Source organism: Mesorhizobium sp. M7A.F.Ca.CA.003.01.2.1 (assembly GCF_003998945.1).
GTDB lineage: Bacteria > Pseudomonadota > Alphaproteobacteria > Rhizobiales > Rhizobiaceae > Mesorhizobium > Mesorhizobium ciceri.
Map to the genome: position 1 here is coordinate 1 of NZ_RZRA01001273.1, position 1,200 is coordinate 1,200.

Consider the following 1,200-nt stretch of genomic DNA (forward strand, 5'->3'; position numbering starts at 1 on the left):
CTTCGAGAGAGCATAAAGCCGCGATGTCTTCAGCTTTCTGTTATAAACCACCAGGGATTTGCCATCTGCAATCACGCTGATCCCTGATTGGCCTGCATAGTTGAATCGGATCTTGCCGGGGCGTTGTAGAAAAAACCTGCCACGGGTCCTCTCCGCATTTGGACCCGACTGGACGAAGTCCCCGGACATGGACTTTACCGATGAGAGGTGATCGGCAATCGTCTTGCCATCAACAGGCGCGGCGGAGATCGCGGCGGTGGATGCCGCATACATCGCGGCAGCGCTGGCAACGGCGAACCAGCAACCCAGCAGTACTTTGATCCGATAGCCCATCGCTTATCCCACCTCCGGAGCAGGCGCGTGATCGAAAGAGATCACGCGCCTCCAGGTCAGTAACCCTCCGGGCATCGTGCAACGTAAACCCGGCCATACTGATCGCGATATCTGCACTGGCCGGCTTCGCTGGCGTGCCCGATGACGGCCCCGGCTATCGCGCCAACCGCACCGCCAACAACCGCCCCTTGCACAGGATCGCCGGCCACCGCGGCGCCTACCGCTGCGCCACCCAAGCCGCCGACGGCAGCGCCTTGTTCTGTACGGGAGCACGCCGAGAGCGGAATGAGCAGGCTCAAAATGAGCAGCGTCTTTTTCATTGGTTCTCTCCTGGGCTACTATTAGCCAAAGCTTAAATGCTCAAGAAAGCTTTTCGATCCATCGTGGGTTGCCTGTCCGTCAAGCGCCGGGCCGTGGCGGACCCGTGTGCCCTCCGGCTCAAACGCCTGCAATCGCCAAAAGCCAGGCCAGGATATCGAGCAGCAGAAACAGCAGCGCAATCTGCAGCGCCACCCGCAGCCGCTGGATAATTCGCCAGTTGCCGGCCATGTCCGCCTTGATGCGAAGCGCAAGCGCGCGGCGCATGGCCGACATCGTCGTCGGCCTGTCGCCGTCGACATATTGATCAAGCAACTTTTCGGGATCGAAGCGGAATGTGTATGGGTGGTAGGGCCAAAGAATGAAGACGATCAGCCCGCCAATGCCGAACAGCAGGGCCACCGCAATCCAGTCCCAAGGCCCAAGCCCGTTGGAAAGGGCCGCACCGCCAAGCAACGAGTTTGCGAAGGCGGTGGCGAAGACAAGGCTGCCGGCGCGGCTGCTCATGTTCTCCACAAGGGTTTGCTGTTGCGTGAGACCTCTCACTGC

3 protein-coding genes are annotated in these 1,200 nt (G+C 60.3%); all 3 read right to left on the reverse strand.

Annotated features, from left to right (window positions below; translation table 11 throughout):
* The coding region (locus EN969_RS31900; protein ID WP_206525289.1) for an outer-membrane lipoprotein carrier protein LolA at positions 1-333 on the reverse strand (333 nt) is incomplete at its 3' end.
* A 56-nt stretch (positions 334-389) separates the two neighbouring features.
* Entirely contained in the window at positions 390-653 is a 264-nt protein-coding gene (locus tag EN969_RS31905) for a YMGG-like glycine zipper-containing protein (RefSeq protein WP_013530156.1), read from the reverse strand.
* A 118-nt stretch (positions 654-771) separates the two neighbouring features.
* Positions 772-1,200, reverse strand: a 429-nt coding sequence (locus EN969_RS31910) for a hypothetical protein (RefSeq protein ID WP_164758705.1), incomplete at its 5' end; no start/stop codon positions are given.